The following is a 25,794-nucleotide window of genomic DNA, read 5'->3' as shown; positions in this document are numbered from 1 at the left end:
TCATGCCTGTGCCACCCTGAAGCATGCCGCGGCATGGGTGCCGCTCCCGAGGTCGGGCTTGCCGGCCTGGCAGGGCTCGTAGTGAACCGGGCACCGCGGACCGAACGCACAGCCCTGCGGCAATCGCAGCAATGACGGCGGCGAACCGGGAATGGCCGGCAAGCGCCGTGGTTTTTCGCCGGTCAGCGGCGGGATCGAACCCAGCAGCGCGCGCGTATAGGGGTGTCGTGGATCGGAAAACAGTTCCATGCGACTGCCGCGCTCCACCACGCGGCCGGCATACATGACCATGACCCGGTCGGCGAGTTCGGAGACCACGCCCATGTCATGTGTGATGAAGACGACCGCCGACTTGTGCGTCGCGCGCAGCTTGCGCACCAGATCGAGAATGCCGGCCTGTACGGTGACGTCGAGCGCCGTGGTCGGTTCGTCAGCCACCAGAAGCGCCGGATTGCAGGACAAAGCCATTGCGATCACCGCCCGTTGACGCATGCCTCCGGACAGTTGGTGCGGGTAGCGCGACATCGCCTCGTGCGGGTTGGGAAAATTCACCTCGGCCAGCAGTTCCTCCACGCGCTCCATCGCCTTGGACTTGCTGATGCTGCGATGCGCGCGAATCTGTTCGGCGATCTGCCAGCCGATCGTGTAGACAGGCGTCAGCGCCGTCATCGGATCCTGGAAGATCATCGCGATCTCGTTGCCGCGCAGCCGCCTGAGCTCGCGCGCGGGCAGTCCCACGAGTTCGCGGCCTTTGTAGCGGATCGACCCTTCGATGGTGGCGTTGGGATCGGTGATGAGACCCATGACGGCCAGCAGCGACACGGTCTTGCCGGAACCGGACTCACCGACGACGCCGAGGATTTCGCTCTCCTTAAGGTCGAAGGAAACGCCATCGATGGCCCGCACCAGGCCATCATTTGTGCGGAAGGAAACTCTGAGGTCGCGCACCGACAGTATCATGATGTCCTCAGGCGCGGATCGAGAAGGATGTAGACGAAATCGACGACCGCATTGGCGATGACCACGAACATGGACGCGTACATCACGGTTGCCATGATCATCGGCAGATCGAGATTCTGCAGAGCGTCGTAAGTGAGCTTGCCGATGCCGTGCAGCCCGAACACCACCTCCGTCAGCAGGGCTGAGCCTCCGACCAGCGCACCGAAGTCCAGGCCGAACAGAGTGACGAATGCGATGAGCGACGTGCGCAAGGCATGGCGCAGCAGGATGCGGGTCTCCGACAGCCCCTTGGCCCGGGCCGTGCGGATATAGTCTTCCTGCAGGGATTCGATGATTGCCGCGCGCAGCACGCGCCCGTAAATACCGATATAGAGAATGGACAGTGTGATCCACGGAATGACCAGGGTCAGGAACCAGCCCTTCGGATCGTCGGAGAAATTCTTGTAGCCGAGCGGCGGCACCCAGGAGAACGCCCAGCTGTCGTGGTAGCGGCTCTGGGTGATCAGGTTCATCACCTCGCCCAGCCAGTAGACCGGCATGGAAATGCCGAGCAGCCCTAGCGCCATCAGCAACTTGTCCAGCCAGCTGCCGCGCGTGGCGGCGGCGGCGATGCCGATGATGATGGAGACCACCACCCACAGGATCGCCGCTCCGAACACCAGCGAGAGCGTGACCGGGATCGAATCCATGACCGCCGGCACCACCTTCCAGCCACGATTGACGAAGGAGGTCAGATCGCCGGTGACGAAGATCTTCTCCATCATCGTCACATATTGCACGTAGAGCGGCCGGTCGAAGCCGAAGCTGTGGCGTACCGCCTCCAGCACTTCGGGCGATGCATTGCGGCCGGCGATGCGCGCAGCCGGGTCGGCGCCCGGCGTTGCGAAGAAAATCAGGAAGACGATGACCGAGATGCCGAACATCACGAACAGCATCTGGCCGAACCGGCGCAGGATTGCGTAGATCATCAGTCGCGCCCCAGCCGAACCTTGGAGCGCGGATCGAGCGCGTCGCGCAGGCCGTCGCCGAAGACATTGAGCGCCATGACGGAAACCGCGATCGCCAGGCCCGGCACCAGCGCCACCAATGGCCTGGTGTAAAGCAGCGCCTGTCCGTCCTGGATGATGGTGCCCCAGCTCGCGGCCGGCGGCTGCACGCCGATCGAAAGGAAGGAAAGGGCTGATTCGGTAAGCATGTTCAGCGCCATCATCAGCGGCACGAAGACGATTAGCGTGGTGGTGACGTTGGGCAGGATGTCGCGCCACAGGATGCGCCACCCCGGCACGCCCAGATTGATCGCGGCCAGCACGAACTCGCTTTTGCGCAGCGCCATAACCTGCCCGCGTATTGGGCGGGCCACGTAGGGCACGTAGACGATGCCGATGATGATGACAGGCAGCCACAGACTGCCGGACTCGATCTGGATCGGTCCGATCGTGATGCCATGCGCGATGGTGACGATGGAGAGCGAAATCGCCAGCAGATAGATGGGGAACGCCCACAGTATGTCGAGGAACCGCGACAGCACCGTGTCGGTAACGCCGCCGAAATAGCCGGCGATCAATCCCGCCGCCGTGCCCAGGATCAGGGTGAAGATGGTGGCTGCTCCGGAGATCAGCAACGAGCTCAGCCCGCCATAGAGCATCCTGGCCATGACATCGCGCCCCTGACTGTCGGCGCCGAGGAAATAATTGCCCAGCCGCCAGGTCGGGCCGAGCGGTGTGTAGCCAAGCCCCAGCCCTTCCGTCGATTGTTCCATCACCGGAACGTCGGCACCGTCGATCTGGACGACGGCGTCGAGCGTCGAGGCGAAGGGGTCCACGCCTGCCCATTTTGCATAAAGAGGCGCACTGAGGCAGGCAAGGACGATGAGGAGGAACACGGCCAGGGACGCCATGGCGGCCCTGTCCCTTGCCAGCTTCGCAAACGCGACGGCCCAGGGCCCTCGCGTCTTGCGCGGCGCGGCGACAGCTACGTTCGACACGGACGTGCCCCTCCGCGGTTCGTTACTGCACCCAGGCCATCACTGCACCCAGGATTGGGTGATCATCCAGTTGAACTGACGGTTGAACTTGAAATTGCCAAGACGTTTGCTGACAAAGTCAAGCCGCTTCGGCGTGAAGAGGCCGACGGCAGGTGCCTTGTCGGTGACCTGCCTGTCGATTTCAGCCCACATTTTGTCGGCGGCTTTCTGATCGGTGACGCCGAGGTCCAATGCCTTTTGCATCTTGGCGTCGATTTCCTTGTCGCAGAAGCCGGCGATGTTGATCGACGCGTCCGAACCTTCGCGGAAGGAGGCACAGCTGAACAGGATGTTCAGGAAGTCCGAAGCCGCCGGATAGTCCTTGTACCACTGGGTGACGGACATCTGCACCTTGTTGTTGGTGTTCTGGATGTAGGTGAACTGGATGTTCGACGAGATCGGCTTGACGTCGGCGACATAGCCGATGCTGGTCAGCACGCTCTGCAGATAGACGCCGATAGACCGCGAAATGGCGGTGTCCTCGACGATGATGGTCACCTTCTGACCCTTGGTGCCGGAGTCCTCGACGAACTGCTTTGCCTTGTCGAGGTCAGGGGCCGACCATTTGGCGCCCGGATTCTTGGTGAAGGGGCAATAGTCTTCATGGCCGGGGAAGTCCGGGGGCAGGACCTGACAGACCGGCGAGGCCAGCACCTTTCCGCCGAACAGCTTGACCAACGTGTTGCGATCGATCGCATAGGCAACGGCCTGGCGGGCTTTTTCATTGTCGAAGGGTGCGAGACGGTTGTTCAGCGGCGCGTACCACCAAGCCGAAAGCGGTGAGATGTGCAGCTGGTCCATGGACTTGCTGCCCAGTTCGCCCAGGCGATCGCTGGGCAGAGCGTCGAACATCCAGTCCGCTTCGCCGTTCTGGATCGCGGTGACGGCTGCCTCTTCGGACAGGCCGAAATCATATTGGACGACATCCGGATAGCCGTCCGGCTGGGCTTCTTCGCTCCACTGCTTGAAATTGGGGTTGCGGGAAACCGTCATGCCCTTGTTCGGGTCGAAGGCGGAGATCATGTACGCGCCGGTGCTGGGAATGGGCTTGGAGCCCATGTCTTCGGCGGGCGTGTCCGCCGGCAGGACCACGGCATGCGGCAAGGCGAGCTTGTAGAGCAGCTCGGCATCCGGCTTGGTGATGTTGATGGTGATGGTGCCGGCCGCTTCGTCGCCGACAACGCCGCCTTCCAGCGTGCAGCTCTTGGTGTCGGCCAGGCATTTGTCGGCACCGACGATGCCGGCATAGAACGTGCCGGAGGTGGGTCCGGAAACCTTGAAGATGCGCTGGAAAGAAGCGACGACGTCCTTCACGCCAAGATCCTGGCCACTGGAGAACTTGATGCCCTTGCGCAGCTTGAAGGTGAAGGTCTTGCCGTCATTGCTGACCTGTGGCAACGCCTCGGCCAGATCGGGAACGATGGTGAAGCCGTCCATACCCTCGGCCTTGCGGAAGGCTACCAGGCCGTCATAGATCGGCTGGTACATCTGCCAGCCCTGGTCCGTGTAATTGATGTGCGGATCGAGCGTTCCGGCCGCGGAGCGGGCCAGCAGGCGGATGGTGCCGCCTCGGTGCTCCTTGAGATATTCGGCCTGTGCCGGGGCCAGCCATGTACCGGCCAGCAATGCCGCGGCTGTTGCCGCCAGAAGCAGTTTCTTCATGTCTTCATTCCCCTTTTCTTCAATTGTCGTTGTGGTCCAGGAAGTCTCCCACCACCCGCATGCACGCATCTTGCTCTTCGACATGCGGCATGTGGCTGGAATGCTCGAATATCTCCCAGCGAGACCCCTTGATGCCGTCCTTGTAGGGCTGCACGGTCGCGGGCGTGGCCTCGTCGTGACGTCCGGAGATGATCAGGGTGGGAACATCGATGGCCGGCAGACGGTCGACGATGCTCCAGTTCTTCAGCGTTCCGATGACGTGGAACTCGTTTGGCCCATTCATCAGATTATAGACGGTCGGATTGCGCACGACCTGGGCGAAACTTTCCGTGACTTCGGGCGGGAAAGGCACGACCCGGCAGACATGCCGCTCGTAGAACGCCATCGTCGCCGCCTGGTACGCCGCATCGTTTGTCGTGCCGGCCTGCTCGTGTCGGGTCAGGGTCTCCTGCACATCCGCAGGCAGATCCGCGCGCAACCGGTTGGCCTCTTCGACCCACAGTCTCATGGACGCCGGTGAGTTGGCGATGGTCAGCGACTTCAGGCCCTGCGGCCGCGTCACGGCATATTCGGCGCCCAGCATGCCGCCCCAGCTCTGGCCGAGCACGTGGAAGCCCGTCCGAATGCCGAGATGGTCGACCAGGTTTTCAAGCTCGTCGATGAACAGCCCAGGTGTCCAGAAATCGGCGCCTTTCTCAGGCAGCAAGGTGGAATTGCCGCAGCCCAACTGGTCGTAGTGGATGACGGCGCGATCCCTTCGCGCAAGAAGCTTGTAGGCATCGACATAGTTGTGAGCGACGCCCGGGCCGCCATGCAGGATCACCACAGGCGCCTTTTCGCCACCGAGTTCGCCACTGACCCGATACCAGGTCTCGTAGGCGTCGAAAGCGGCCCGTCCTTCCATGCCTATGATCTCAGATGACATCCCAGTTCCCAGTGCGGTTGAAGGCATCTTGTATTTGTCCGTGACGGCAGGCGCCCTAACTCATGTTGCGGGTGACCTGCACCCACTCTTCCAGCATCTGCACGCCAAATGCCGTGGCGCCTTGCCTGCCCAGAGGCCGATCGGTGTCGGTCAGTTCCTTGCTGGCGATGTCGAGATGCACCCAGGGGCGGTCTTCCGTGAAGTGACGCAGGAAGGCCGCCGCATAGGGAGCGTCGCCGTCTTCCATGTCCTTGGCATGATGCCTGAGGTCCGCGAACGGCGATTGCAGACCCTCATCATAGGCCCGGTCGAGCGGCAGCCGCCAGAACCGCTCGCCGACCGTTTCTCCGGCCGCGATCATCTGTGAAGCGATGGCATCGTCGGTGCTGAATAGGCCTGCGAATATCGACCCCAGGCCACGCGTCACCGAATAGGTCAGCGTCGCCAGATCGACGATCACCGAAGGGTTGAAGCGCGTGGCTGCATAGTAGAGGCAGTCGGCCAGAAGCAGGCGTCCCTCCGCATCCGTGTCGAACACTTCCACTGTCTGTCCCGAGGCCGTGGTGATGATGTCGCGCGGTTTGAGCGCGGTGCCCGATGGCATGTTCTCGGCGATGCCGAGAACACCGACAACGTGTACCGGGCTGCCTTGCCGGGCGAGCGCGATCAGCAGGCCGACCACAGCCGCCGCTCCGCCCATGTCGGCTTTCATGTCGAACATCTGCGCTCCGCCCTTGATGCAGAGGCCTCCCGAATCGAAGCAGACGCCTTTGCCGACGAAAGCGAGTGGTTGGGCGGGAGCACCCTTGCCGCGGTAGCGCAGGACAGCGACCCGTGGCGGACGCGCCGAGCCCGACCCAACGGCGAGGAGCGCGTTCATGCCGAGCTCCTTCAGTTGCGCGGCATCGAGCATTTCGATGTCGATGCCGGCTTCACGCAGCGGCTCCAGATGATCATGGAAATTGTCGGGGTGGAGATGGTTTGGCGGCAGGTTGACCAAGGTGCGTGCATATTCGACGCCATCGGCGATTGCATTGATCCGCGTCAGCGCCGCGGTCAGATCCGGGCCGCCGGCTCCGACCAGTTTCACCCGCAAGGTTCGATCCGCTCCCGCTCCTTGCCGCCGGTTGCGCATGTCGAAACGATAGCGGCGCAGCCGCATGCCAAGCGCGACACGCGCCAGGATTTCGGCGCCGGATAGTTCAATGCCAGCGATGGGGTCCAGGACCAGAGTGGCCGCGCATTCCCCCTTGCCTTCCAGATGTGCGGCAAGCAGACCGCCGGCGCGCGCCAACGAGAGGGTGGTTACGGCTTCGGCTTTGCCCAAGGCCAGGACAACCACGCGCTTGGTCGATACTGCCTGCGGGGCAATAAGATCGATGCAGGTGCCGGATTCGGCCAAGGCGGCCGGGTCAGAGCATGCACGAGAGAGAATCCCGCTCATCTCAGCGTCCAGAGCCGCTGCCCGGGGACCAAAGCCTGGTTGGGCAGTTTGCAAAATCACGACGACGGAGGTTTCCGCGGAAATCTCCTCCGCAGCTTCGAAGACCGGCGCTGGCGATTGAGGCATAGGCTGGCGCTCTCTCCAATTGCGGCGATACCGAGCAAAGCTTCGCTCTCCACCGGTGAGACTGGTCAAGCCGGTCTCAGCCGTCGATGGTATGGTACCGGTGTTCCCAAACAGTCGCTTGAGACGACTTAATTGCTCTTGTCCTCTGGGTATCCCCTAACGGGGCAGGCGATCAAACGCGAATTCTGCCCATGTCGATTGACAAAAACTCAACTGACAATTCATGATCGTCGAATGGCCCTTCCCTCACTCAATGGCATGCGCGCTTTCGAGGCCGCCGCTCGCCTCGGCAGCGTCAAGGACGCGGCGGAAGAACTGCATCTGACACCCTCGGCTGTCAGCCGCCACATCCGCGCGCTTGAACGAAATCTTGGCCAGGACCTGTTCGAACGCGGTTTTCGCCAGATAACGCCAACCATCCGGGGCTCCTACTATGCGCGCAGCCTCTCGGAGGCGTTCGAAGCCATCTGGCGCGCCACCGATGACGTCAGCCTCTCGGACGGCTCGCGCCACGGCAAGATCCAACGGGTCCGGGTCTTGTGCGTGCCCACCGTTCTGAACCTTTGGCTGGCGGACCGGTTGCCGAACTTTCGCCGGTTGCATCCGTCGGTGGATTTGGAGATCTCCACTTCAGGCAAGCGCGCCAACTTCGATTTGGCCATTGTCGACGAGTTCGTCTACAAGGCCGGCCCGGCTTTGACGTTGCTGATCCCGCTGCTTTTGACGCCGGTCTGTGCGCCTTCGCTTTTGGAGGGGCCTGTGCCGCTGCGATCGCCGGCCGATCTGGTCAATCATCATCTGATCCATGAATGCGAAACCATGAGATGGAAGCGTTGGCTGGAGCAGGAAGGCGTTCTGGAAACGACGCCAAAATCCAGCACAACACTGGATGATTGTACGCTCATCATGCGCGAAGCGATCAATGGCGCCGGAATAGCGCTTGCGGACACGATCATGGCGCAAGATTTTCTGCAGCAAGGCAAACTGGTCGCGCCGTTCCATGTCCGCCACACCTATCCGGCCGGCATTTACCTGCATCAGCGTCGCAGCATCGGCAACAAACCAGGCACCGGCCTGTTTCAGGATTGGCTGCTCGCTGAAGTCGCGGACCACAAGCAGGTGATGGCCATCGCTTAGGGCCCCCTACCGAAGATGTCGGCAGCCACCGCTTCACATTGGAATCCCAGCGTCGAACTTCGAATCATCCGTGCCGGGTTCAGCGATGACCCACCATCGCCTTGCATCGATAATCGCAGTTCTCATTGAATATCTTTAAGGCCAAAGCCGGCAAATAGGTTGCTTGTCGGTTCCCCTGCGGCAGGCTTAACCTGCACGCGGTCAACGCGTGAGGGCGCGTGCTGCAAAAGGGGAACATTGCCATGACGATACAGGGTGCTTCACCTGATCTGTACAACGAGGATCTGGCTCCGGCCAAAGTTCGAAACTGGGGACCATTCTCGATCTTCAACGTCTGGACGTCGGACGTCCACAGCCTTTGGGGCTACTATCTGGCCGCTAGCCTGTTTCTGTTCTGCGGCGGCTTCGTCAACTTCATCATCGCCATCGGTATCGGCTCGCTGATCATCTATGTGCTGATGAACATGGTCGGCTATGCCGGCGTGAAGACGGGCGTGCCCTACCCCGTGCTTGCCCGCGCCTCTTTCGGCATCTGGGGCGCCAACATACCGGCACTGGTGCGCGCCATCGTCGCCTGTTTCTGGTACGGCGCGCAGACGGCCGCCGCCTCGGGCGCGATCGTGGCGCTGCTGATCCGCACACAATGGTTCGCCGATTTCAACGCCAGCACGCATTTCCTCGGCCATACCGGCCTGGAGGTGATCTGCTTCGTGGTCATCTGGGGGCTGCAACTGCTGATCATCCAGAACGGCATGGAAACGGTGCGCCGCTTCCAGGACTGGGCCGGCCCCGCGGTTTGGGTGATGATGCTGATCCTGGCGATCTATCTCTGCGTCAAATCCGGGAGATTTGCCTTCACCAGCGATATCCCGATGGACGTGCTGCTGGACAAGACGAAGGACGCGGGCGTGCCGGGCACGCCGGGATCGTGGACCTCGCTGTTTGCGGTGGCGGCGATCTGGGTCACCTATTTCTCGGCGCTCTATCTCAACTTCTGCGATTTCGCCCGTTACGCGCCGGACAAGGCATCGCTGCGCAAGGGCAACATCTGGGGCCTGCCGATCAACCTGATCCTGTTCTCGCTGGTCGCCGGCGTCACCACCATTGCCGCCTTTGATGTCTATGGCGAAGTGCTGCTGCATCCCGACCAGATCTCGGCGAAATTCGACAGCTGGTTCCTGGCAGCGCTCGCAGCCCTGACTTTTGCCGTGGCAACCCTCGGCATCAACGTGGTGGCAAACTTCGTCTCGCCGGCCTTCGACTTCTCCAACGTCTTTCCCAGGCAGATCGACTTCAAGAAGGGCGGCTATATCGCGGCCGTGATTGCCCTGCTGCTTTACCCCTTCGCGCCGTGGGAAGGCAGTGCCGCTTCCTTCGTCAACATCATCGGCGCGACAATGGGGCCGATCTTCGGCGTGATGATGGTCGACTACTACCTGATCCGGAAGGGCGAGGTCGACGTCGAGGCGCTCTACCGCGAGGACGGCGAGTTCCGTTTCCAGGGCGGCTGGCACGTCAATGCATTCATCGCAGCAGGCATCGGCGCCATCTTCTCGTCGATCCTGCCCAACTTCACCAACTGGCTGCCGTCCTGGTGGGGTGTCTATGGCTGGTTCTTCGGCGTGGCGATCGCCGGCATTATCTACTACGTGCTGCGCACCGCCGCTCTGGGCGCAGGCGCCAAGACCGCGAAAGCCTGACGAGCATCATCAGGGGCGGCGCAAAGCCGCCCCAACTACCCGATCATCTCGGCCAATTTGCGCACCGTGTTCCAGTTGCGCGACGTGCCGATGCCCATGCGCTTGTGGTTCATTGCCGCGAGCAGCCGCGAACTTGGCCTCTCTCGCGAAAAGACGACCCAGATGTCGCCGCCGAGCGAAGTCACTTTCTCGTCCTCGGCGGCATAGGCCTGCAGTGCCGTCACGGCCTGCTCGGGTGCAGGCTTACGCATCACGCGCACCGCCACCTGATCCGCGGTCGCATTCGATTCCATCGGAAACGGATTGCCGGCGGCAAGCTTCAGCCAGTCCTCGGCACCGCGCACGATGATATCGACATGGCGGCCGAAGGTTTTTTCGAAGGCTGCCTCCAACCACTGTTCGAGGTCGGCGATATCAGTTGCCGGTGCCTCGAAGACCAGATTGCCCGTCGCCACCAGCGTGCGCGGGTTGTTCAGCCCGAGCTCTTCGGCCATGGCCTTGAGGTCGGCCATGACGACCCGTCGCCCCTCAGCCAGGATGATACTGTAAAGCAGTGCGACATAGGTCTGCATTGCCGCCCGACCTGATCGCTACACCAGCCGGCTCTGCTCCACGGCCGCCTCGATGAAACTGGCGAACAGCGGATGCGGCTCGAGCGGCCGGCTTTTCAGTTCCGGGTGATACTGCACGCCGATGAACCACGGATGGTCCGGGTATTCGACCGTTTCCGGCAACACGCCGTCGGGCGACATGCCGGCAAACACCAGGCCGCAATCCTCAAGCCGCTCCTTGTAGTCGACATTGACCTCGTAGCGGTGGCGATGGCGCTCGAAAATCTGTGTGTCGCCATAGATCTCGGCGATCTTGGAGCCTTTGGCGAGCTCGGCCTGATAGGCGCCGAGCCGCATCGTGCCGCCGAGATCGCCGGTTTCGCGGCGCTTCTCCAGCATGTTGCCTTTCAGCCATTCGGTCATCAGGCCGACCACCGGTTCTTCGGTCGGACCAAACTCGGTCGAAGACGCATGTTCGACGCCGGCCAGCGATCGCGCCGCCTCGATGCAGGCCATCTGCATGCCGAAGCAGATACCGAAGTACGGCACCTTGCGCTCACGCGCGAACTTCGCCGCCAGGATCTTGCCTTCGGAGCCGCGCTCGCCAAAACCGCCGGGAACCAAGATGCCATGCACCTTTTCCAGCCAGGGCGTCGGATCTTCCTTTTCGAAGATCTCCGATTCGATCCAGTCGAGCTTGACCTTGACGTGGTTGGCAAGGCCGCCATGCGAGAGCGCCTCGATCAGAGATTTGTAGGCGTCCTTGAGGCCGGTATATTTGCCGACAACGGCGATGGTGACCTCGCCTTCCGGATTGTGGATGCGGTTGGATACCGCCTGCCACGGCTCCATGCGCGGCTTCGGCGCCGGATCGATGCCGAAGGCGGCCAGCACTTCCGAATCGAGCCCTTCCCTATGGTAAGCCATCGGCACATCGTAGATATGCGGCACGTCGAGCGCCTGGATCACGGCACTTTCGCGCACATTGCAAAACAGCGACAGTTTCCTGCGCTCTTCCTTGGGAATGGCGCGGTCGGCACGGACCAGCAGGATATCGGGCGCGATGCCGATGCCGCGCAGCTCCTTGACCGAATGCTGAGTCGGCTTGGTCTTCAGCTCGCCTGCCGTCGGTATGTAGGGCATCAGCGTCAGATGGACGTAGACGGCGTTGTTGCGCGGCAGGTCGTTGCCGAGCTGGCGAATAGCTTCCAGGAATGGCATCGCCTCGATGTCGCCGACCGTGCCGCCGATCTCGCACAACACGAAATCATAGTCGTCATTGCCGTTAAGAACGAAATTCTTGATCTCATCGGTGACGTGCGGGATGACCTGCACGGTTGCGCCGAGATAGTCGCCGCGCCGCTCGCGCTCGATGATGTTCTTGTAGATGCGGCCGGTGGTGATGTTGTCCTGCTGGTTGGCGGAGCGGCCTGTGAAGCGCTCGTAATGGCCAAGATCAAGATCGGTTTCCGCACCATCGTCGGTGACGAAGACTTCGCCATGCTGGTACGGCGACATCGTGCCTGGATCGACATTCAGGTAGGGATCGAGTTTTTTGATGCGTGCGCGATAGCCTCGCGCCTGCAGGAGAGCCCCAAGGGCCGCTGCGGCAATGCCTTTTCCAAGTGAGGAAACCACGCCGCCTGTGATGAATACATATCGCGCCATGGGAGTCATCGCTTAACGCGGCCGGATTGATTCCGCCAGAGAAAAAACCGCCGCGAAGCTTTTTTCCCAAGAAGGCGCTTGGATCGTGAACAAGGCAAAACAAAAGGGCCGGCTGAGCCGGCCCTTTCGGCAGGATGACGAAAACGTCAGATGATGACGACCTTGGTGCCAACCCTGACGCGGCTGTAAAGGTCCATGACGTGCTCGTTGATCATGCGGAAGCAACCATTCGAGGCGCTGGTTCCGATCGACTGCGGCGCAATGGTGCCGTGGATGCGCAGATGCGTGTCCTTCTTGCCGTCATAGAGATAGATGGCGCGCGCGCCGAGCGGATTCTGGCCACCGCCGGGCATACCGTCCTTATACTGGCCGTAATGCTTCGGCTCGCGCTTCTGCATGTCCAGCGTCGGGATCCAGCGCGGCCATTCCTGCTTGTCACCGACTGCAACCGTACCCTTGAACTGCAGGCCGTCGCGGCCGACCGCGATGGCGTAGCGGCGCGCGGTGGAGGACGATTCGACGAGGTAGAGGCGGCGCGCGCTGGTGTCGATAACGATGGTGCCGGCAGCGTAACCGCTGAATTCCACGTCCTGCGGCACGAATTCCGGCTTCACCTTGAACTGCTTCTTGGCTTCCCTCTTGGCGAGAGCCTGGTCGAGAGCCCGTGTCTCGGGAAGATATGAAATCGACGAAGAGGAAGAGCTACCGCCGAAGAGACCGGCGAACAAACCGCCGCTGCTCGGCTGCTTCTGGCCGATGACCTCGCTGCGCAACTCGCCATTGTTGCCGGTCAGGGCGATGTTCATCGCCTCTGCCGGAAGCGGCTCGGCCGACTGGATCGGCGCGATCGGTTCGATTGGTTCGATGATCTTGGCAACCAGCTTCTTGGCCGGCTTGGCATCGGCCACCTGGGTTGCCTGCGTGCTCTTGCCCTTCTTGGCCAGGAACGCCTGCCGTTCAGCGTCGGCCTTGGCCTTTGCCGCCTCGCGCATCGCCAGTTTCCTGGCTTCGAGCGCCTTGGCTTTGGCGGCTTCCTTGTCGGCAACGATCTTGGCCTCGATCTTCTTGATCTGGGCGAGGTCGTCGGGCGTCGGGTTTTTCTTCTTCTTTAGAAGCTTCAATTGCGACGCATCACTCTTGACGGCGACGTTGATGGCAGAAGTTGTTTCAGCCGAAGGCTGTGCGGCCATATTTGCCGGCACGCCGGCGAAGGCTGGGGAACTCATGCCGAGTGCGGCGCAAAGTCCCAGGAAAATGAAGCTGCGAAGCTGCATGGCGAAGATCCGATCGTTCTATGCTTGTTGCCCACGGCGTCGCCCAGCGCCCCCCAAGGGCGCCGGAAATGCCGCGCGCAATCTATAGTCGAATAAGCGCGGCTGCCTCAAGCGCGAGGCCCCGCCTCACCCTGTCGAATCTTCGTGATCTTGCTGCATTTGCCGCGACTGTGTTCAAACGACCACAGATCGCGGTTTCAAGCGTGGAAGACTATTGGTTCGGGACCTGCGGGGTCGCCGGTGCGGCGGGCGCCGTGCCGTTGGTCGCCGGCGGCGTCGAACCGGCGGCAGGCGCCGTGGCCGGGGCAGTCGCTGGAGCCGCAGCGTCGTTGCCGGAAGGCGGCGTCGGCGTGGTGCTGCCGGCGGGCGCCGGGGTGGTCGTGCCGGGCAACTGGTTGAGCACGCCTTTGCCCGCACCGTCCGACGTCGCCGGCACGCGGTCGAGGATGTCGATCGGCTTCTCGCCGTAGCGGGCGACGATCGACAGTGTCAGTGACGTGGCGAAGAAGGCGGCCGCCAGGATCGCCGTCGCACGCGTCAGGGCATTGGCCGCACCACGCGCGGTCATGAAGCCGGATCCGCCACCGATGCCGAGGCCGCCGCCTTCGGAACGCTGCAGCAGCACCACGCCGACAAGGGCGAGCACGACCATGAGATGGATGACGATCAGTACGGTTTCCATAGTTTATCCTGGCAAGGCCTTGCCCGGCCGCGGACACGACCGGTGAATTGGAGGCGGCTCAATACAATGCTTTGACGGCATTTCCAAGCCCGTGGCCGGAATATGGGAAGCAACCCGTCCTTTGCAACGATTTCGTGCACCGGAAGCCCTTGTCCGGCGGAGCGAATGTCTTCAGGCAATATTGCGATAAGCCTCGGCGATGCCGAGAAAATCCGCCGCTTTCAGGCTGGCGCCGCCGACCAGCGCGCCGTCGACATTCCTGACGCCGAGCAGTTCGACCGCGTTGGAGGGCTTGACCGAGCCGCCGTAGAGAATGCGCATCTTCGCCGCGACGCCGCCGAGCTTTTCCGACAGCTTTTCGCGGATATGTGCATGTGCTGCGGCCACATCGCCGGCCGTCGGCGTCAGGCCGGTGCCGATCGCCCATACCGGCTCATAGGCAATGATGGTGTTCGATGGGGTGGCGCTTGACGGGACCGAACCATCGACCTGCCGCGACAGCACGTCCAGCGTGGCGCCCGCTTCACGCTGTTCATGCGTTTCGCCGACGCAAATGATGGGAACAAGCCCGGCACGCCATGCGGCGGATGCCTTGGCCTGGACAGTGGCGTCATCCTCGCCGCGTTGCTCGCGGCATTCGGAATGGCCGACGATGACATGGCTCGCACCGGCATCCCTGAGCATTTCCGCCGATATGCAGCCGGTGTAGGCGCCGCTCTCCTTGGTATGGCAATCCTCACCGCCGGCATGCACCGGCGTGCGTGACAGGATCTCCGCGGCGTGAGCAAGCAGGGTTGCGGGAACGCAAACCAGCGCTTCGGTCTCCGCGTCAAGTCCGCTCATGAAACCGTTGCCGATCATCCGGAGCTCGTTGAGGGAGGCGCTGGTGCCGTTCATTTTCCAGTTGCCGGCGACGAGCGGGCGAATTCCTGGCGTCATGGGTTTGCTTCTCCGGATGATATCGGGGCTCTGGCCCTCACTACCAAAATCAGGCCACAAAGCAATCGACAGTGGGCCGGAAGGGCGCTATTGCGCTTGTTTCAGACTCGGCGCATGCGAAAATGCGCATAAATCGGAAGTAAAAATGCTTGGTATATTGAGAAACGCGGCAGGCACCTGGGTCGCGAAGGGACTGTTGGTGCTGCTGGTGCTCAGCTTTTTGGTCTGGGGCGTTTCCGGACAGCTGATGAGCGGTCTTGCCGGCCACGATTCGGTGATAACCGCCGGCGGCACCAAAGTATCGATCAACGAATACCGTCTCGCCTACGATCGCCAGATCGCCGTCATGTCGCAACAGTTCGGCCAACGTCTCAGCCACGAACAGGCAAAGGCGCTCGGCGTCGACAACCAGGTGTTGGCTCAGCTCGTCTCTGGTGCCGTTCTCGACGAACAGGCCCGCAAGCTGGGCCTCGGACTTTCCAAGGATCGGCTGGCCGAGCTGACACGCGAGGACCCAGCCTTCAAGGGCCCGGGCGGCCAGTTCGACCGCAGAACGTTCGAATATATGCTGCAGCAGATCGGCATGCGGCCCGAGGACTATTTGAAGAACCGTGCCCAGGTGGCCGTGCGCCAGCAAATTGTCGAGGCGGTCTCGGATGGCCTCAAGGCTCCGGACACTTTCTTCAAGGCGGTTGCGCTCTATCGCGGCGAAGACCGCACCATCGACTATTTGACGCTGCCCAAGGCACTGGTCGAGCCGATCGCGGCGCCGTCCGATAGCGTGCTCTCGGCCTATTTCGAAGCCAACAAGAAGACATATGCGGCACCCGAATACCGCAAATTTTCCTATGTCCGCCTCGAACCCGTCGACATCATGGATACGACCGCCGTCACCGACAGCCAGGTCAGCGACGACTACAACAAGAACAAGGCGCGTTACACCACGCCGGAACTGCGCACCGTCGAGCAGCTCGTGTTCAAGACGCCGGATGCGGCCAAGGCCGCACTCGATTCGCTCAAGGCCGGCGCCACTTTCGACAAGCTTGTCACGGCGGAAGGCAAGACGCCGGCCGATACGTTGCTCGGCACGCTTGCCAAGGACAAGATCGCCGACAAGGCGGTCGCCGACGCGGCCTTTTCGCTCAACGCCAATGAAGTCAGTCAGGTCGTGCAAGGCGCCTTCGGTCCGGTGCTGCTGCGCGTCACCGAGATCAAGCCCGAGGTGGTGAAGCCACTGGCCGAGGTGTCCGATCAGATCCGCAAGGATCTGGCGCTGGGCGAGGCAAGCCGCATCCTTCTGGACGTGCGCGACAATTACGATGACACCCGCGCCGCCGGCAGTTCGCTGGCGGAGGCCGCGGCCAAGCTGAAGCTGAAGGTCGTCACCATCGACGCCATCGATCGTAGTGGACTGCGGCCAGATGCAACCATCGTCAAGGACCTGCCGCAATCGCCGGAGCTGATCAAAGCCGTCTTCGACGCCGAACCCAACACGGAAAACGATGCCTTGACCACAGCCGACAACGGCTTCGTCTTCTATGAGGTGGCGTCCATCACGCCGGCTCGCGACCGCACGCTGGATGAGGTTCGTCAGAAAGTCGTCGCCGACTGGACGGCGGCGGAAATAAGCAAGCGGCTGGCCGCCAAGGCTGACGAACTGGAAAAGCGGCTCAAGGCCGGCGCAACGCTCGATGTCATCGCCAGCGAACTGAAGCTCGAAAAGCAGACCAAGCGCGGTGTCAAGCGTGAGGCTGACGATGTCGACTTCGGTAAGGAGGGTGCGGCAGCGATGTTCGGTGTCGGCGAAGGCGGCACCGGCCTGATCCCCTCACCCACCGGAGACGGGCAGATCCTGTACAAGGTCGCCGAAGTGTTCGAGCCCGCCGGAGCCGATGCCAGTTCGGTGCCGGACGACGCGCAGAAATCCTTCACCTCCGGCATGTCGGATGACCTGCTCGACCAGTTGGTGGCGCAGTTGCAGACGCAGTACGACGTTCGCATCGACCAGGCCGCCGTCGCCCAAGCCTCGACAAGATGAGCGCGCTGAAAACCCATATCGCCAAGATCGCGACCGGTAGCGCGCTTTCCTTCGAGGAAGCGCGCGAGGCCTTCGACATCATCATGTCGGGTGACGCGACCCCCGGCCAGATCGGCGGTTTCCTGATGGCGCTGCGTGTGCGCGGCGAGACGGTGAGCGAGATTTCAGGCGCCGTCGCAACCATGCGGGGCAAGATGCTGCACGTCGACGCGCCCACCGACGCCATCGACATCGTCGGCACCGGCGGCGACAATTCTCACAGCGTCAACATTTCGACGGCATCGGCCTTCGTCGTTGCCGGCAGCGGCGTGCCGGTTGCCAAACACGGCAATCGCGGCCTGTCATCGTTGACGGGGGCAGCCGACGTGCTGGTTGCGCTCGGCGTCAAGATCGACATCTCGCCCGAATTCATCGGCCGCTGCATCCACGAGGCAGGCGTTGGCTTCATGTTCGCGCCTGCGCACCATCCGGCGATGAAGCATGTCGGCCCGACTCGCGTCGAACTCGGCACCCGCACCATATTCAACCTGCTCGGGCCGCTCTCCAATCCGGCCGGCGTCAAGCGGCAGCTGGTCGGTGTGTTCCTGCCGGAATGGATCCTGCCGGTTGCCGAGACGCTGAAGGCGCTGGGTGCCGAGCATGTCTGGGTTGCCCATGGCGACGGCTATGACGAGATCACCACCACCGGCGAGACGCAGGTTGCCGAACTGATCGGCGGCGAGATCCGCAGCTTCACCCTGACGCCTGAAGCGGTTGGGTTGCCGCGCCACAGCAAGGACGAATTGCGTGGCGGCGATGCGGACTACAACGCCAAGGCCCTGCGCGATATGCTGGGCGGTGCCGCCGGCGCCTATCGCGACACCGTGCTGATGAACGCCGGTGCCGGACTGGTTGTGGCCGGGAAGGCGACGACGCTTGGCGACGGCATCGCGGCGGCGGCGCAAGCCATCGACAGCGGCCGTGCCCTGCAAGTGCTCGACAGGCTGGTCGAGATTTCGAACGGATAACGGATAGAGCGTGTCTGACATTCTTCGCAAGATCGAGGCCTACAAGCGCGACGAGATCGCGGCAGCAAAGGCACGCGTGCCGTTGGCCGAAATCAAGGCCCGGGCAAAAGACGCCGACGCACCGCGCGGCTTTCTTGCCGCACTGGAAGCGAAGCGCAAATCCGGCGCCTTCGCGCTAATCGCCGAGATCAAGAAGGCGAGCCCTTCCAAGGGTCTGATCCGTGCCGATTTCGATCCACCGGCGCTGGCGCAGGCCTATGCCAAGGGTGGTGCTGCCTGTCTTTCGGTGCTGACCGATGCACCGTCCTTCCAGGGTGCGCCCGAATTTCTCACCCGGGCGCGAGCCGCCGTCGCGCTGCCGGCGCTGCGCAAGGATTTCCTGTTCGATCCGTATCAGGTCTACGAAGCCCGCGCCTGGGGCGCGGATGCCATCCTGATCATCATGGCCAGTGTCGACGACGTCCTGGCCAGCGAGCTCGAGGCGACGGCCTCCGAACTCGGCATGGATGCACTGGTCGAAGTGCACGACGAGACCGAGACGCAGCGCGCGCTAAAACTGTCGTCGCGGCTGATCGGCATCAACAACCGCAATCTGCGCACATTCGAGACCAGCCTCGACACTTCCATGCGGCTGGCGACGATGGTTCCGGCCGACCGCTTGCTGGTCAGCGAGAGCGGTATTTTCTCGCATGACGACTGCCTCAGGCTGCAAAAGAGCGACATCGGCACTTTTCTTGTCGGCGAGAGCCTGATGCGGCAACAGGACGTCACCGCGGCGACGCGCCTGCTTCTGACAGGCAAGGCTTTGGCCGAGGTCATCTGACGATGGTATCGGGCCTTACCCATCTCGGCGCGCAGGGCGAGGCCAACATGGTCGACGTCGGCGACAAGGATGAAACAACGCGCACGGCGATCGCCGAAGGCTTTGTCGCGATGCAGCCCGAGACGCTGAAGATGATCCTCGCCGGCAACGCCAAGAAGGGCGATGTGCTCGGCACCGCGCGCATCGCCGGTATCATGGCGGCGAAGAAGACGCATGAACTGATCCCGCTCTGCCACCCGCTGCTTTTGACCAAGGTTTCCGTCGACATCGAGCCCGACCATGCTTTGCCGGGCCTGAAGGTCACCGCACTGGCGCGCGTCACCGGCAAGACGGGTGTCGAGATGGAAGCGCTGACCGCCGCTTCGGTCGCCTGCCTGACCATCTACGACATGGCCAAAGCAGTAGACCGCGCCATGGTCATCACCGGCATCCGCCTGGTCGAAAAGACCGGTGGCAAGTCGGGTGACTACAAGGCGAGTGCCTGATGGCGCTGGTTCCTATCGCGGAGGCGCTTGAACGCCTGCTCGATGGTGCGGCGCCTCTAGCCGGCGAAAGCGTTCCCCTGTTCGAGGCTGTGGATCGTGTTCTGGCGGAACCGGTCGTGGCACTTCGCACCCAGCCGCCTTTCAATGCTTCCGCCATGGACGGCTATGCAGCGCGCGCCGCCGACGTCACGTCGGTCCCATCCAGGCTGTCGGTGATCGGCATGGCGCCGGCTGGGCGTGGCTTCGACGGCACGGTCGGCCAGACGCAGGCCGTGCGCATCTTCACCGGCGCGCCGCTGCCCGAAGGCGCCGACACCATCGTCATCCAGGAGAATGTCCGCGACCTCGGCGGCGGCGAAATCGAAGTGACCGAGCCAACGGCGCAATGGCGCAATATCCGCCGCATCGGGCTCGATTTTTCAACAGGCGACATGCTGCTGGAAAAAGGCCGCTTGCTCGACCCGGCGGCACTGTCGCTGGCAGCATCGGCCAACCATCCTCGGGTCAGCGTGGTGAAACGGCCGCTGGTCGCCATTATCGCCACCGGCGACGAATTGCTGCCGCCCGGCAGTGATCTCGGCCCGGACCAGATCATCTCATCGAATGCCTATGGCGTCGCCGCCACCGCACACTCGGTCGGCGCCCGCGCGCTCGATCTCGGCATTGCCGCCGATCGCAAGGAGGCTATCGCCGAACTGGTGCAAAAAGCGGTCGCGGCCGGTGCGGATGTCATCGTGACGCTTGGTGGCGCCTCGGTCGGCGATCACGACCTGATCCACGACGTGCTGACCGGCGAAGGCATGACGCTCGGCTTCTGGAAGATCGCCATGCGCCCCGGCAAGCCGCTGATGTTCGGCCGCCTCGGCGATATCAGGTGCATCGGCCTGCCCGGCAATCCGGTGGCAAGCCTGGTCTGCTCGCAGTTGTTCCTGAAGCCGCTGCTGGCGCGGCTCGGCGGCCGCAATCATCGCCAGGACATACGTCCGGCACGGTTGGGCGCCGCAATGCCGGCCAATGATTTGCGCCAGGACTACGTCCGAGCCGTGGTCAGGGAAGATGACGGCGTGCTGGTGGCGACGCCGTTCGGTATCCAGGATTCCTCGATGCTGAGAATGCTGGCCGACGCCAACGGGCTGATCGTGCGGGCGCCGTTTGCCCCCGCAGCAGCTGCTGGCGAGGCCTGCGGCGTACTGATGCTGCGCTGAAGCAGAACAAGACAAACCATTAATAAAAAATGGAAAATGATCTCGGTGCTAGCCCGATATCAAGGCGCGGCTCAGTGGGTGGGCCGGATCGGCAAGGCCGTCGACAATGCTGAAATGATGCCGGTCGGGCTCGACCACGGTGCTGGTTGCAGCACCGAGGCCCGTCCAGATGTTGGCAAGCAAGGCGTTCTGACGCAGGAACTCGGCGCGCTCGCCACCACCGGCCCAACAGGTGATGCGGGCACCATCCCTGGGCCGCAGCAGCGCCGGGCTTTCAGCCAGCGCCTCATCTTCGTCGATGGCCAGAGTCGCGTTCATCTCGGTGCGCATGATCGGACGCAGATCGTGGACACCCGAAATCGAAACGACATGGCGCACGCGCCGCGCCACATCGTCCGCCAGAGGCGTGGTTGTCGTCACCATCCGGCTGGCAAGATGGCCGCCGGCCGAATGTCCGGTCAGCATCAGCGGCCCGTCGACCATTGCCGCCGCCTTGCCGATCGCCACGCCGATCTCCTGGACGATGCCGGCGATGCGTAAGTCCGGGCACAGCGTGTAGGACGGCATCGCCACGGCAAAGCCGCTGCTGACCGCACCATTGGCGAGATGCGACCAGAAACTCTTGTCGAACGCCTTCCAGTAACCGCCATGGATGAACACCACCAACCCTTTGGGCGTGGCGCTGGGGAGGAAGAGATCGAGCCGATTGCGTCGCCCATCGCCATAGGTGATGTCGAGCCGTGCCCGGCCCTGCGCCGAGAGTGCGTCACGAAACGCTTGCGCAGGCTCCACCCACGCGGCCGGCCATCGGTCGCTGCCGGCGATATTCGCACCGTTGGCATAGGCATCATCCCAATCGACGATGTGACGTTCGAACATCTGCGCCCTTCCCCAAAAACGGCATCGCTGTTCCGCTAGCAATGGCCACCGCCACGCCATGCGTCAATGCTCCAGGGCAAAAACATTTTAGGCTTGAAACAAATTTCGACTGGTGCGATCCTGCCCGTACGAACAGCCGACAATGGGAGGTCTGCTGTGCTGCCCAAACCTGCAGATGTTCACCCTTTCTGGGCGCATCTCAGCAGGTGCGATGGGCAGTACGAAGCCTCCTCAGAGCAGGACCTTAGGATCCACGACATCCGGCCAAGGCGCCTCGCGCACTGGCCGTCCAGCAGACAGGAGAGCGGCGACATGCTTGGGCCTTCAGCGCATATCGACACGTTCACGCGCGATCACCTGCCGCCGCCGGAGCAATGGCCTGAAATCCTGCTCGACGGCTTCGACTATCCCGAACGCCTCAACGCCGGTGTCGAACTAACCGACAGGCTGGTCGAGAAAGGCCTGGGCGACCACACCGCGCTGATCGGCAATGGCCGCCGCCGCACCTACAAGGAACTGTCCGACTGGACGAACAGGCTGGCCCACGCGCTGGTCGAGAATTATGGGGTCGAGCCCGGCAACCGGGTGCTGATCCGTTCGGCCAACAACCCCGCAATGGTCGCCTGCTGGCTGGCCGCCACCAAGGTTGGCGCCGTGGTCGTCAACACCATGCCGATGCTGCGCGCTGGCGAACTCGCCAAGATCGTCGACAAGGCGGAGATCACCGTCGCGCTGTGCGACACCAGGCTGATGGACGAGATGACCGCCTGCGCCAAGGACAGCGCATTCCTCAAGCAGGTCATCGGTTTCGACGGCACCGCCAACCATGATGCTGAACTCGATCGTGCCGCTCTCGACAAGCCGGTGACGTTCACCGCCGTCGACACCGGCCGCGACGATGTCGCGTTGCTCGGCTTCACTTCAGGCACGACAGGCGTTCCGAAGGCGACGATGCATTTCCACCGCGACCTGCTGATCATCGCCGACGCCTACGCCCGCGAAATTCTGGAGGTGACGCCGGACGACATCTTCGTCGGCTCGCCGCCGCTGGCCTTCACCTTCGGCCTCGGCGGGCTCGCCATCTTCCCGCTGCGCTTCGGTGCGGCGGCGACGCTGCTGGAGCAGGCGACGCCACCCAACATGATCCACATCATCGAGACCTACAAAGCGACGATCTCTTTCACCGCGCCGACTGCCTACCGCGCCATGCTGAAGGCCATGGATGAAGGTGCCGACCTGTCGTCGCTGCGCGTCGCCGTTTCGGCCGGCGAAACCTTGCCTGCTCCGGTTTTCGAAGAGTGGACACAAAAGACCGGAAAGCCGATCCTCGACGGCATCGGAGCCACCGAGATGCTGCACATCTTCATCTCCAACCGTTTTGACGACATGAAGCCCGCGTCGACCGGAAAGCCGGTGGGCGGCTACGAGGCGCGCGTCGTCGATGACAAGATGCGCGAGGTGCCACGCGGCGCGACCGGCAGGCTTGCGGTGCGCGGACCGACCGGCTGCCGCTACATGGCCGATGACAGGCAGAAGGAATACGTGCGCGACGGCTGGAACCTCACCGGCGATACCTTCACGCAGGACGAGGACGGCTTCTTCCATTTCGCCGCACGCTCCGACGACATGATCGTCAGCGCCGGCTACAACATCGCCGGTCCCGAGGTCGAGGCGGCGCTGCTGGCGCACCCGGACGTCGCCGAATGCGCTGTCATTGGCGCCGAGGACGCCGAGCGCGGCCAGATCGTCGAGGCGCATGTCGTGCTGGTGCAGGGCGTCGCGCCCGACGCCCTCACCACCAAGCGCCTGCAGGACCATGTCAAGGCAATGATCGCGCCCTATAAATATCCGCGATCGGTAAAATTCATCGCCGCCCTGCCCAAGACCCAGACCGGCAAGATCCAGCGCTTCCGGCTGCGCACGGAGAAAATCGATTGAGCGAGCTATACGATCCGGCGTCCGAAGGCGCCCAGATGTCGTTCAAGGAGCGCATGTCCTACAGCGACTACCTGCACCTGGAGAAAGTGCTGGAGGCCCAGACGCCGCTGTCATCGGCGCATGACGAGATGCTGTTCATCATCCAGCATCAGACCTCCGAACTCTGGATGAAGCTCGCTCTGCACGAGATTGGAGCCGCGATCCGTTCCATCCGCGCCGACCGGCTCGAGCCGAGCTTCAAGATGCTGTCGCGAGTTGCTCGCATCTTCGAGCAGTTGAACAATGCCTGGGATGTGCTGCGGACGATGACGCCGAGCGAATACACCGAGTTCCGCGACGCGCTGGGCCAGTCCTCGGGTTTTCAGTCCTGGCAGTATCGCGCCATCGAGTTCATGGCCGGCAACCGAAACTTGGCAATGCTCGGGCCGCACAAGCACCGGCCCGACCTGAGCGGAAAGCTGGAAGCGATCCTGACCGAACCATCGCTCTACGACGAAGCGCTGCTGCTGCTTGCGCGCAACGGATTCGACATCGGTGCCGATGCCAGGCGCACGGACTGGCGTGAGACGCGAACCGAGAACGAAGAGGTGCTGGTCGCCTGGCAGACGATCTATCGCGATCCGCAGCGCTACTGGATGTTCTACGAACTGGCAGAGAAGCTGGTCGACTTCGAGGATTATTTCCGCCGCTGGCGCTTCAACCACGTCACCACGGTGGAGCGCATCATCGGCCTGAAACGCGGCACCGGCGGCACGTCGGGTGCTTCGTATCTGAAGAAGATGCTCGAGGTGGTGCTGTTCCCGGAGCTGTGGACGGTCCGCACCCGGCTCTGACATCGTCGAAATGAAAACAGCGACGCGCGGCGGCGGAACACCCTTCGCGAACAACCGGGGACTGACTGACCATGAGTGGAATTCCTGATCTCGCCGCAGTCGAAGCGATGGATGCCACGGATCCGCTGCGGGCCATGCGCGACCGTTTCATTCTGCCGGAGGGGGTGATCTATCTCGACGGCAATTCACTGGGGGCAGCGTCTCATGCCGTTTTCGGCGAGCTGCAGCAGGCGGCAACCCAGGAATGGGCCCAGGACCTCATCCGAGCCTGGAATACGGCCGGATGGTTCGAGATGCCGATCGAACTCGGCGATCAACTCGGGCGCCTGATTGGAGCCGCGGCCGGCCAGACCGTCGTCTGCGACACGACCTCGACCAACATCTACAAGGTGCTGCATGCGGCGCTGAAGATGCGGCCGGGCCGGTCGGTCATTGTCGCCGAGGGTGACAGTTTCCCCACCGACCTGTACATCGCCGAAGGGGTGGCCTCGACACGGGACGGCGTCCTGCTGCGCCTCGCGGGCGTCGACGCGCCCACCATCGAAGAGCTGATCGACGAAAACGTCGCGGTGGTGCTGGTCAACCACGTCAACTACAAATCGGGTGAACTGCGCGACATGGCGGCGCTGACGCGCAAGGCTCATGCGGCCGGAGCGCTGATCGTCTGGGATCTATGCCACACCGCCGGCCCCCTGCCCGTCGAGCTCGATCACGCAAATGCCGATTTCGCCATCGGCTGCACTTACAAGTACCTCAACGGCGGTCCGGGCGCACCGGCCTTCATCTATGCCGCGCAGCGCCATCACGGCGATATCAGCCAGCCGCTCAGCGGCTGGTGGGGCCATGCGCGGCCCTTTGCCTTCGAACGGGGATATGTTGCCGGCACCGGTATCCGCCGCTTTCTGTGCGGCACCCAGCCGGTCCTGTCGATGCGGGCGCTCAAAGGCGCGCTTGCCATCTGGAACGACGTCGACATGGCGGCATTGCGAAAAAAGAGCGTCGCGCTGACGGAACTGTTCATCCAGCTCGTCGAAGCAAAGTGCGGCGCCTATGGCCTCACGCTGGAGACCACCCGCGACGCGACCAGGCGCGGCAGCCAGGTGTCGTTCCTTCACGATCACGGCTATCAAATCATGCGGGCGCTGATCGAGCGCGGCGTCATCGGTGATTTTCGCGCGCCATCGACCATCCGTTTCGGCTTCACGCCCCTCTATATCGGCTACAAGGATGTGTGGCTGGCGGTTCAAGTGCTAGAAGACATTCTGCGCACGGGCGCATGGAAGGACCAGCGTTTCGCCGTCAAGGAAGCCGTTACCTGACGCAACGATCTCCGCGATTTGCCGTCGCCGCCCTCACTGCCCGGCGGATGACGGAAGGCTGAATTCCAGCCACAAATGCCAACAGACGTTGGCGTTTTGGCTCCGTTTCGTTCACGGCAAACGAACGTCCCAAAGATTGATATCGTCCTTGTGGAGGTCGGCCGGCAGATGATGCC

General features: G+C 62.7%; 22 protein-coding genes. 10 read left to right on the top strand and 12 right to left on the bottom strand.

The annotated features are described in order from the left end of the window. From AC0L3E_RS28560 to AC0L3E_RS28535, 6 genes are read right to left on the bottom strand one after another with little or no spacing between them, the layout of a single operon-like run. Nucleotides 1-960 carry an ABC transporter ATP-binding protein gene (locus AC0L3E_RS28560; RefSeq protein WP_128309591.1) on the bottom strand — a complete coding sequence of 320 codons (960 nt, stop codon included), beginning with the start codon at nucleotides 958-960 and terminating at the stop codon, nucleotides 1-3. Further along, nucleotides 957-1,928 carry an ABC transporter permease gene (locus tag AC0L3E_RS28555; protein WP_023813929.1) on the bottom strand — a complete coding sequence of 324 codons (972 nt, stop codon included), beginning with the start codon at nucleotides 1,926-1,928 and terminating at the stop codon, nucleotides 957-959. The genes AC0L3E_RS28560 and AC0L3E_RS28555 overlap by 4 nt, the downstream gene beginning before the upstream one ends. Continuing rightward, nucleotides 1,928-2,944, bottom strand: a complete 1,017-nt coding sequence (locus AC0L3E_RS28550; RefSeq protein ID WP_128309592.1) for an ABC transporter permease — start codon at nucleotides 2,942-2,944, stop codon at nucleotides 1,928-1,930. Before AC0L3E_RS28550 ends, AC0L3E_RS28555 begins: the two co-directional genes overlap by 1 nt. 39 nt (nucleotides 2,945-2,983) lie before the next feature. Beyond that, nucleotides 2,984-4,645 carry an ABC transporter substrate-binding protein gene (locus AC0L3E_RS28545; protein WP_127270356.1) on the bottom strand — a complete coding sequence of 554 codons (1,662 nt, stop codon included), beginning with the start codon at nucleotides 4,643-4,645 and terminating at the stop codon, nucleotides 2,984-2,986. Nucleotides 4,646-4,664: 19 nt separating this feature from the next. Continuing rightward, a complete protein-coding gene (locus AC0L3E_RS28540) occupies nucleotides 4,665-5,570 on the bottom strand; it encodes a proline iminopeptidase-family hydrolase (protein WP_473606149.1) in 906 nt (301 codons plus the stop codon). A 55-nt stretch (nucleotides 5,571-5,625) separates the two neighbouring features. Continuing rightward, nucleotides 5,626-7,140, bottom strand: a complete 1,515-nt coding sequence (locus AC0L3E_RS28535) for a leucyl aminopeptidase (protein ID WP_127319989.1) — start codon at nucleotides 7,138-7,140, stop codon at nucleotides 5,626-5,628. Between the two features lie 234 nt (nucleotides 7,141-7,374). On the opposite strand from AC0L3E_RS28535, the gene AC0L3E_RS28530 reads away from it, so the two are divergent. Further along, nucleotides 7,375-8,277, top strand: coding sequence for a LysR family transcriptional regulator (locus AC0L3E_RS28530; protein ID WP_127397238.1), 903 nt, complete (start codon nucleotides 7,375-7,377; stop codon nucleotides 8,275-8,277). 242 nt (nucleotides 8,278-8,519) lie between these two features. Continuing rightward, nucleotides 8,520-9,977: an NCS1 family nucleobase:cation symporter-1 gene (locus tag AC0L3E_RS28525; RefSeq protein WP_127268714.1), complete on the top strand. Its 1,458-nt coding sequence runs from the start codon at nucleotides 8,520-8,522 to the stop codon at nucleotides 9,975-9,977. 35 nt (nucleotides 9,978-10,012) lie between these two features. Here AC0L3E_RS28525 and AC0L3E_RS28520 read toward each other — a convergent pair whose 3' ends face one another. The 5 genes from AC0L3E_RS28520 to tpiA form a co-directional block, all read right to left on the bottom strand. Further along, complete coding sequence (locus AC0L3E_RS28520; protein ID WP_127268715.1) at nucleotides 10,013-10,549, bottom strand: DUF1697 domain-containing protein; 537 nt, start codon at nucleotides 10,547-10,549, stop codon at nucleotides 10,013-10,015. An 18-nt stretch (nucleotides 10,550-10,567) separates the two neighbouring features. Further along, entirely contained in the window at nucleotides 10,568-12,196 is a 1,629-nt protein-coding gene (locus tag AC0L3E_RS28515; protein WP_164761665.1) for a CTP synthase, read from the bottom strand. A gap of 146 nt (nucleotides 12,197-12,342) precedes the next feature. After that, entirely contained in the window at nucleotides 12,343-13,470 is a 1,128-nt protein-coding gene (locus AC0L3E_RS28510; protein WP_127319981.1) for a L,D-transpeptidase, read from the bottom strand. A gap of 211 nt (nucleotides 13,471-13,681) precedes the next feature. Next, entirely contained in the window at nucleotides 13,682-14,152 is a 471-nt protein-coding gene (secG, locus tag AC0L3E_RS28505; protein WP_127268768.1) for a preprotein translocase subunit SecG, read from the bottom strand. A 171-nt stretch (nucleotides 14,153-14,323) separates the two neighbouring features. Next, nucleotides 14,324-15,091, bottom strand: coding sequence for a triose-phosphate isomerase (tpiA, locus tag AC0L3E_RS28500; RefSeq protein ID WP_473606148.1), 768 nt, complete (start codon nucleotides 15,089-15,091; stop codon nucleotides 14,324-14,326). A 145-nt stretch (nucleotides 15,092-15,236) separates the two neighbouring features. On the opposite strand from tpiA, the gene AC0L3E_RS28495 reads away from it, so the two are divergent. The 5 genes from AC0L3E_RS28495 to AC0L3E_RS28475 are packed head-to-tail and all read left to right on the top strand — an operon-like array spanning nucleotide 15,237 to nucleotide 20,649. Then, nucleotides 15,237-17,129 carry a SurA N-terminal domain-containing protein gene (locus tag AC0L3E_RS28495; protein WP_473606147.1) on the top strand — a complete coding sequence of 631 codons (1,893 nt, stop codon included), beginning with the start codon at nucleotides 15,237-15,239 and terminating at the stop codon, nucleotides 17,127-17,129. Continuing rightward, nucleotides 17,126-18,136, top strand: coding sequence for an anthranilate phosphoribosyltransferase (gene trpD, locus AC0L3E_RS28490; protein ID WP_127397779.1), 1,011 nt, complete (start codon nucleotides 17,126-17,128; stop codon nucleotides 18,134-18,136). Before AC0L3E_RS28495 ends, trpD begins: the two co-directional genes overlap by 4 nt. Before the next feature lie 10 nt (nucleotides 18,137-18,146). After that, entirely contained in the window at nucleotides 18,147-18,959 is an 813-nt protein-coding gene (trpC, locus tag AC0L3E_RS28485; protein ID WP_128308558.1) for an indole-3-glycerol phosphate synthase TrpC, read from the top strand. Nucleotides 18,960-18,961: 2 nt separating this feature from the next. Beyond that, nucleotides 18,962-19,444, top strand: a complete 483-nt coding sequence (gene moaC, locus AC0L3E_RS28480; protein WP_127271357.1) for a cyclic pyranopterin monophosphate synthase MoaC — start codon at nucleotides 18,962-18,964, stop codon at nucleotides 19,442-19,444. Beyond that, nucleotides 19,444-20,649 carry a molybdopterin molybdotransferase MoeA gene (locus tag AC0L3E_RS28475; protein ID WP_128308559.1) on the top strand — a complete coding sequence of 402 codons (1,206 nt, stop codon included), beginning with the start codon at nucleotides 19,444-19,446 and terminating at the stop codon, nucleotides 20,647-20,649. The genes moaC and AC0L3E_RS28475 overlap by 1 nt, the downstream gene beginning before the upstream one ends. A 48-nt stretch (nucleotides 20,650-20,697) precedes the next feature. Here AC0L3E_RS28475 and AC0L3E_RS28470 read toward each other — a convergent pair whose 3' ends face one another. After that, on the bottom strand, nucleotides 20,698-21,528 hold the full coding sequence (locus tag AC0L3E_RS28470; RefSeq protein WP_128308560.1) for an alpha/beta hydrolase: 831 nt from the start codon (nucleotides 21,526-21,528) through the stop codon (nucleotides 20,698-20,700). A gap of 312 nt (nucleotides 21,529-21,840) precedes the next feature. Between AC0L3E_RS28470 and AC0L3E_RS28465 the strand changes: the two genes are divergently transcribed. The 3 genes from AC0L3E_RS28465 to kynU all read left to right on the top strand — a co-directional run bounded on the left by AC0L3E_RS28465 (nucleotide 21,841) and on the right by kynU (nucleotide 25,618). After that, a complete protein-coding gene (locus AC0L3E_RS28465) occupies nucleotides 21,841-23,466 on the top strand; it encodes an AMP-binding protein (RefSeq protein WP_473606146.1) in 1,626 nt (541 codons plus the stop codon). Beyond that, nucleotides 23,463-24,299 (top strand): tryptophan 2,3-dioxygenase, encoded by an 837-nt coding sequence (kynA, locus tag AC0L3E_RS28460; protein WP_473606145.1) that lies wholly within the window; start codon nucleotides 23,463-23,465, stop codon nucleotides 24,297-24,299. The genes AC0L3E_RS28465 and kynA overlap by 4 nt, the downstream gene beginning before the upstream one ends. 71 nt (nucleotides 24,300-24,370) lie before the next feature. Then, nucleotides 24,371-25,618 (top strand): kynureninase, encoded by a 1,248-nt coding sequence (kynU, locus tag AC0L3E_RS28455; protein ID WP_473606143.1) that lies wholly within the window; start codon nucleotides 24,371-24,373, stop codon nucleotides 25,616-25,618. The last annotated feature ends 176 nt before the right edge of the window (nucleotides 25,619-25,794 follow it).

The sequence above is a fragment of the Mesorhizobium sp. WSM4822 genome, assembly GCF_055811155.1.
This window is presented reverse-complemented; position numbering and strand designations above follow the sequence as displayed.

What these genes read in the sequence shown, in the direction of transcription:
- AC0L3E_RS28560 (WP_128309591.1), bottom strand. Translation starts at nt 960, where the DNA reads ATGATACTGTCGGTGCGCGACCTCAGAGTTTCCTTCCGCACAAATGAT.
- AC0L3E_RS28555 (WP_023813929.1), bottom strand. Translation starts at nt 1,928, where the DNA reads ATGATCTACGCAATCCTGCGCCGGTTCGGCCAGATGCTGTTCGTGATG.
- AC0L3E_RS28545 (WP_127270356.1), bottom strand. Translation starts at nt 4,645, where the DNA reads ATGAAGAAACTGCTTCTGGCGGCAACAGCCGCGGCATTGCTGGCCGGT.
- AC0L3E_RS28540 (WP_473606149.1), bottom strand. Translation starts at nt 5,570, where the DNA reads ATGTCATCTGAGATCATAGGCATGGAAGGACGGGCCGCTTTCGACGCC.
- AC0L3E_RS28535 (WP_127319989.1), bottom strand. Translation starts at nt 7,140, where the DNA reads ATGCCTCAATCGCCAGCGCCGGTCTTCGAAGCTGCGGAGGAGATTTCC.
- AC0L3E_RS28530 (WP_127397238.1), top strand. Translation starts at nt 7,375, where the DNA reads ATGGCCCTTCCCTCACTCAATGGCATGCGCGCTTTCGAGGCCGCCGCT.
- AC0L3E_RS28525 (WP_127268714.1), top strand. Translation starts at nt 8,520, where the DNA reads ATGACGATACAGGGTGCTTCACCTGATCTGTACAACGAGGATCTGGCT.
- AC0L3E_RS28520 (WP_127268715.1), bottom strand. Translation starts at nt 10,549, where the DNA reads ATGCAGACCTATGTCGCACTGCTTTACAGTATCATCCTGGCTGAGGGG.
- AC0L3E_RS28515 (WP_164761665.1), bottom strand. Translation starts at nt 12,196, where the DNA reads ATGGCGCGATATGTATTCATCACAGGCGGCGTGGTTTCCTCACTTGGA.
- AC0L3E_RS28510 (WP_127319981.1), bottom strand. Translation starts at nt 13,470, where the DNA reads ATGCAGCTTCGCAGCTTCATTTTCCTGGGACTTTGCGCCGCACTCGGC.
- secG (WP_127268768.1), bottom strand. Translation starts at nt 14,152, where the DNA reads ATGGAAACCGTACTGATCGTCATCCATCTCATGGTCGTGCTCGCCCTT.
- tpiA (WP_473606148.1), bottom strand. Translation starts at nt 15,091, where the DNA reads ATGACGCCAGGAATTCGCCCGCTCGTCGCCGGCAACTGGAAAATGAAC.
- AC0L3E_RS28495 (WP_473606147.1), top strand. Translation starts at nt 15,237, where the DNA reads ATGCTTGGTATATTGAGAAACGCGGCAGGCACCTGGGTCGCGAAGGGA.
- trpD (WP_127397779.1), top strand. Translation starts at nt 17,126, where the DNA reads ATGAGCGCGCTGAAAACCCATATCGCCAAGATCGCGACCGGTAGCGCG.
- moaC (WP_127271357.1), top strand. Translation starts at nt 18,962, where the DNA reads ATGGTATCGGGCCTTACCCATCTCGGCGCGCAGGGCGAGGCCAACATG.
- AC0L3E_RS28475 (WP_128308559.1), top strand. Translation starts at nt 19,444, where the DNA reads ATGGCGCTGGTTCCTATCGCGGAGGCGCTTGAACGCCTGCTCGATGGT.
- AC0L3E_RS28470 (WP_128308560.1), bottom strand. Translation starts at nt 21,528, where the DNA reads ATGTTCGAACGTCACATCGTCGATTGGGATGATGCCTATGCCAACGGT.
- AC0L3E_RS28465 (WP_473606146.1), top strand. Translation starts at nt 21,841, where the DNA reads ATGCTTGGGCCTTCAGCGCATATCGACACGTTCACGCGCGATCACCTG.
- kynU (WP_473606143.1), top strand. Translation starts at nt 24,371, where the DNA reads ATGAGTGGAATTCCTGATCTCGCCGCAGTCGAAGCGATGGATGCCACG.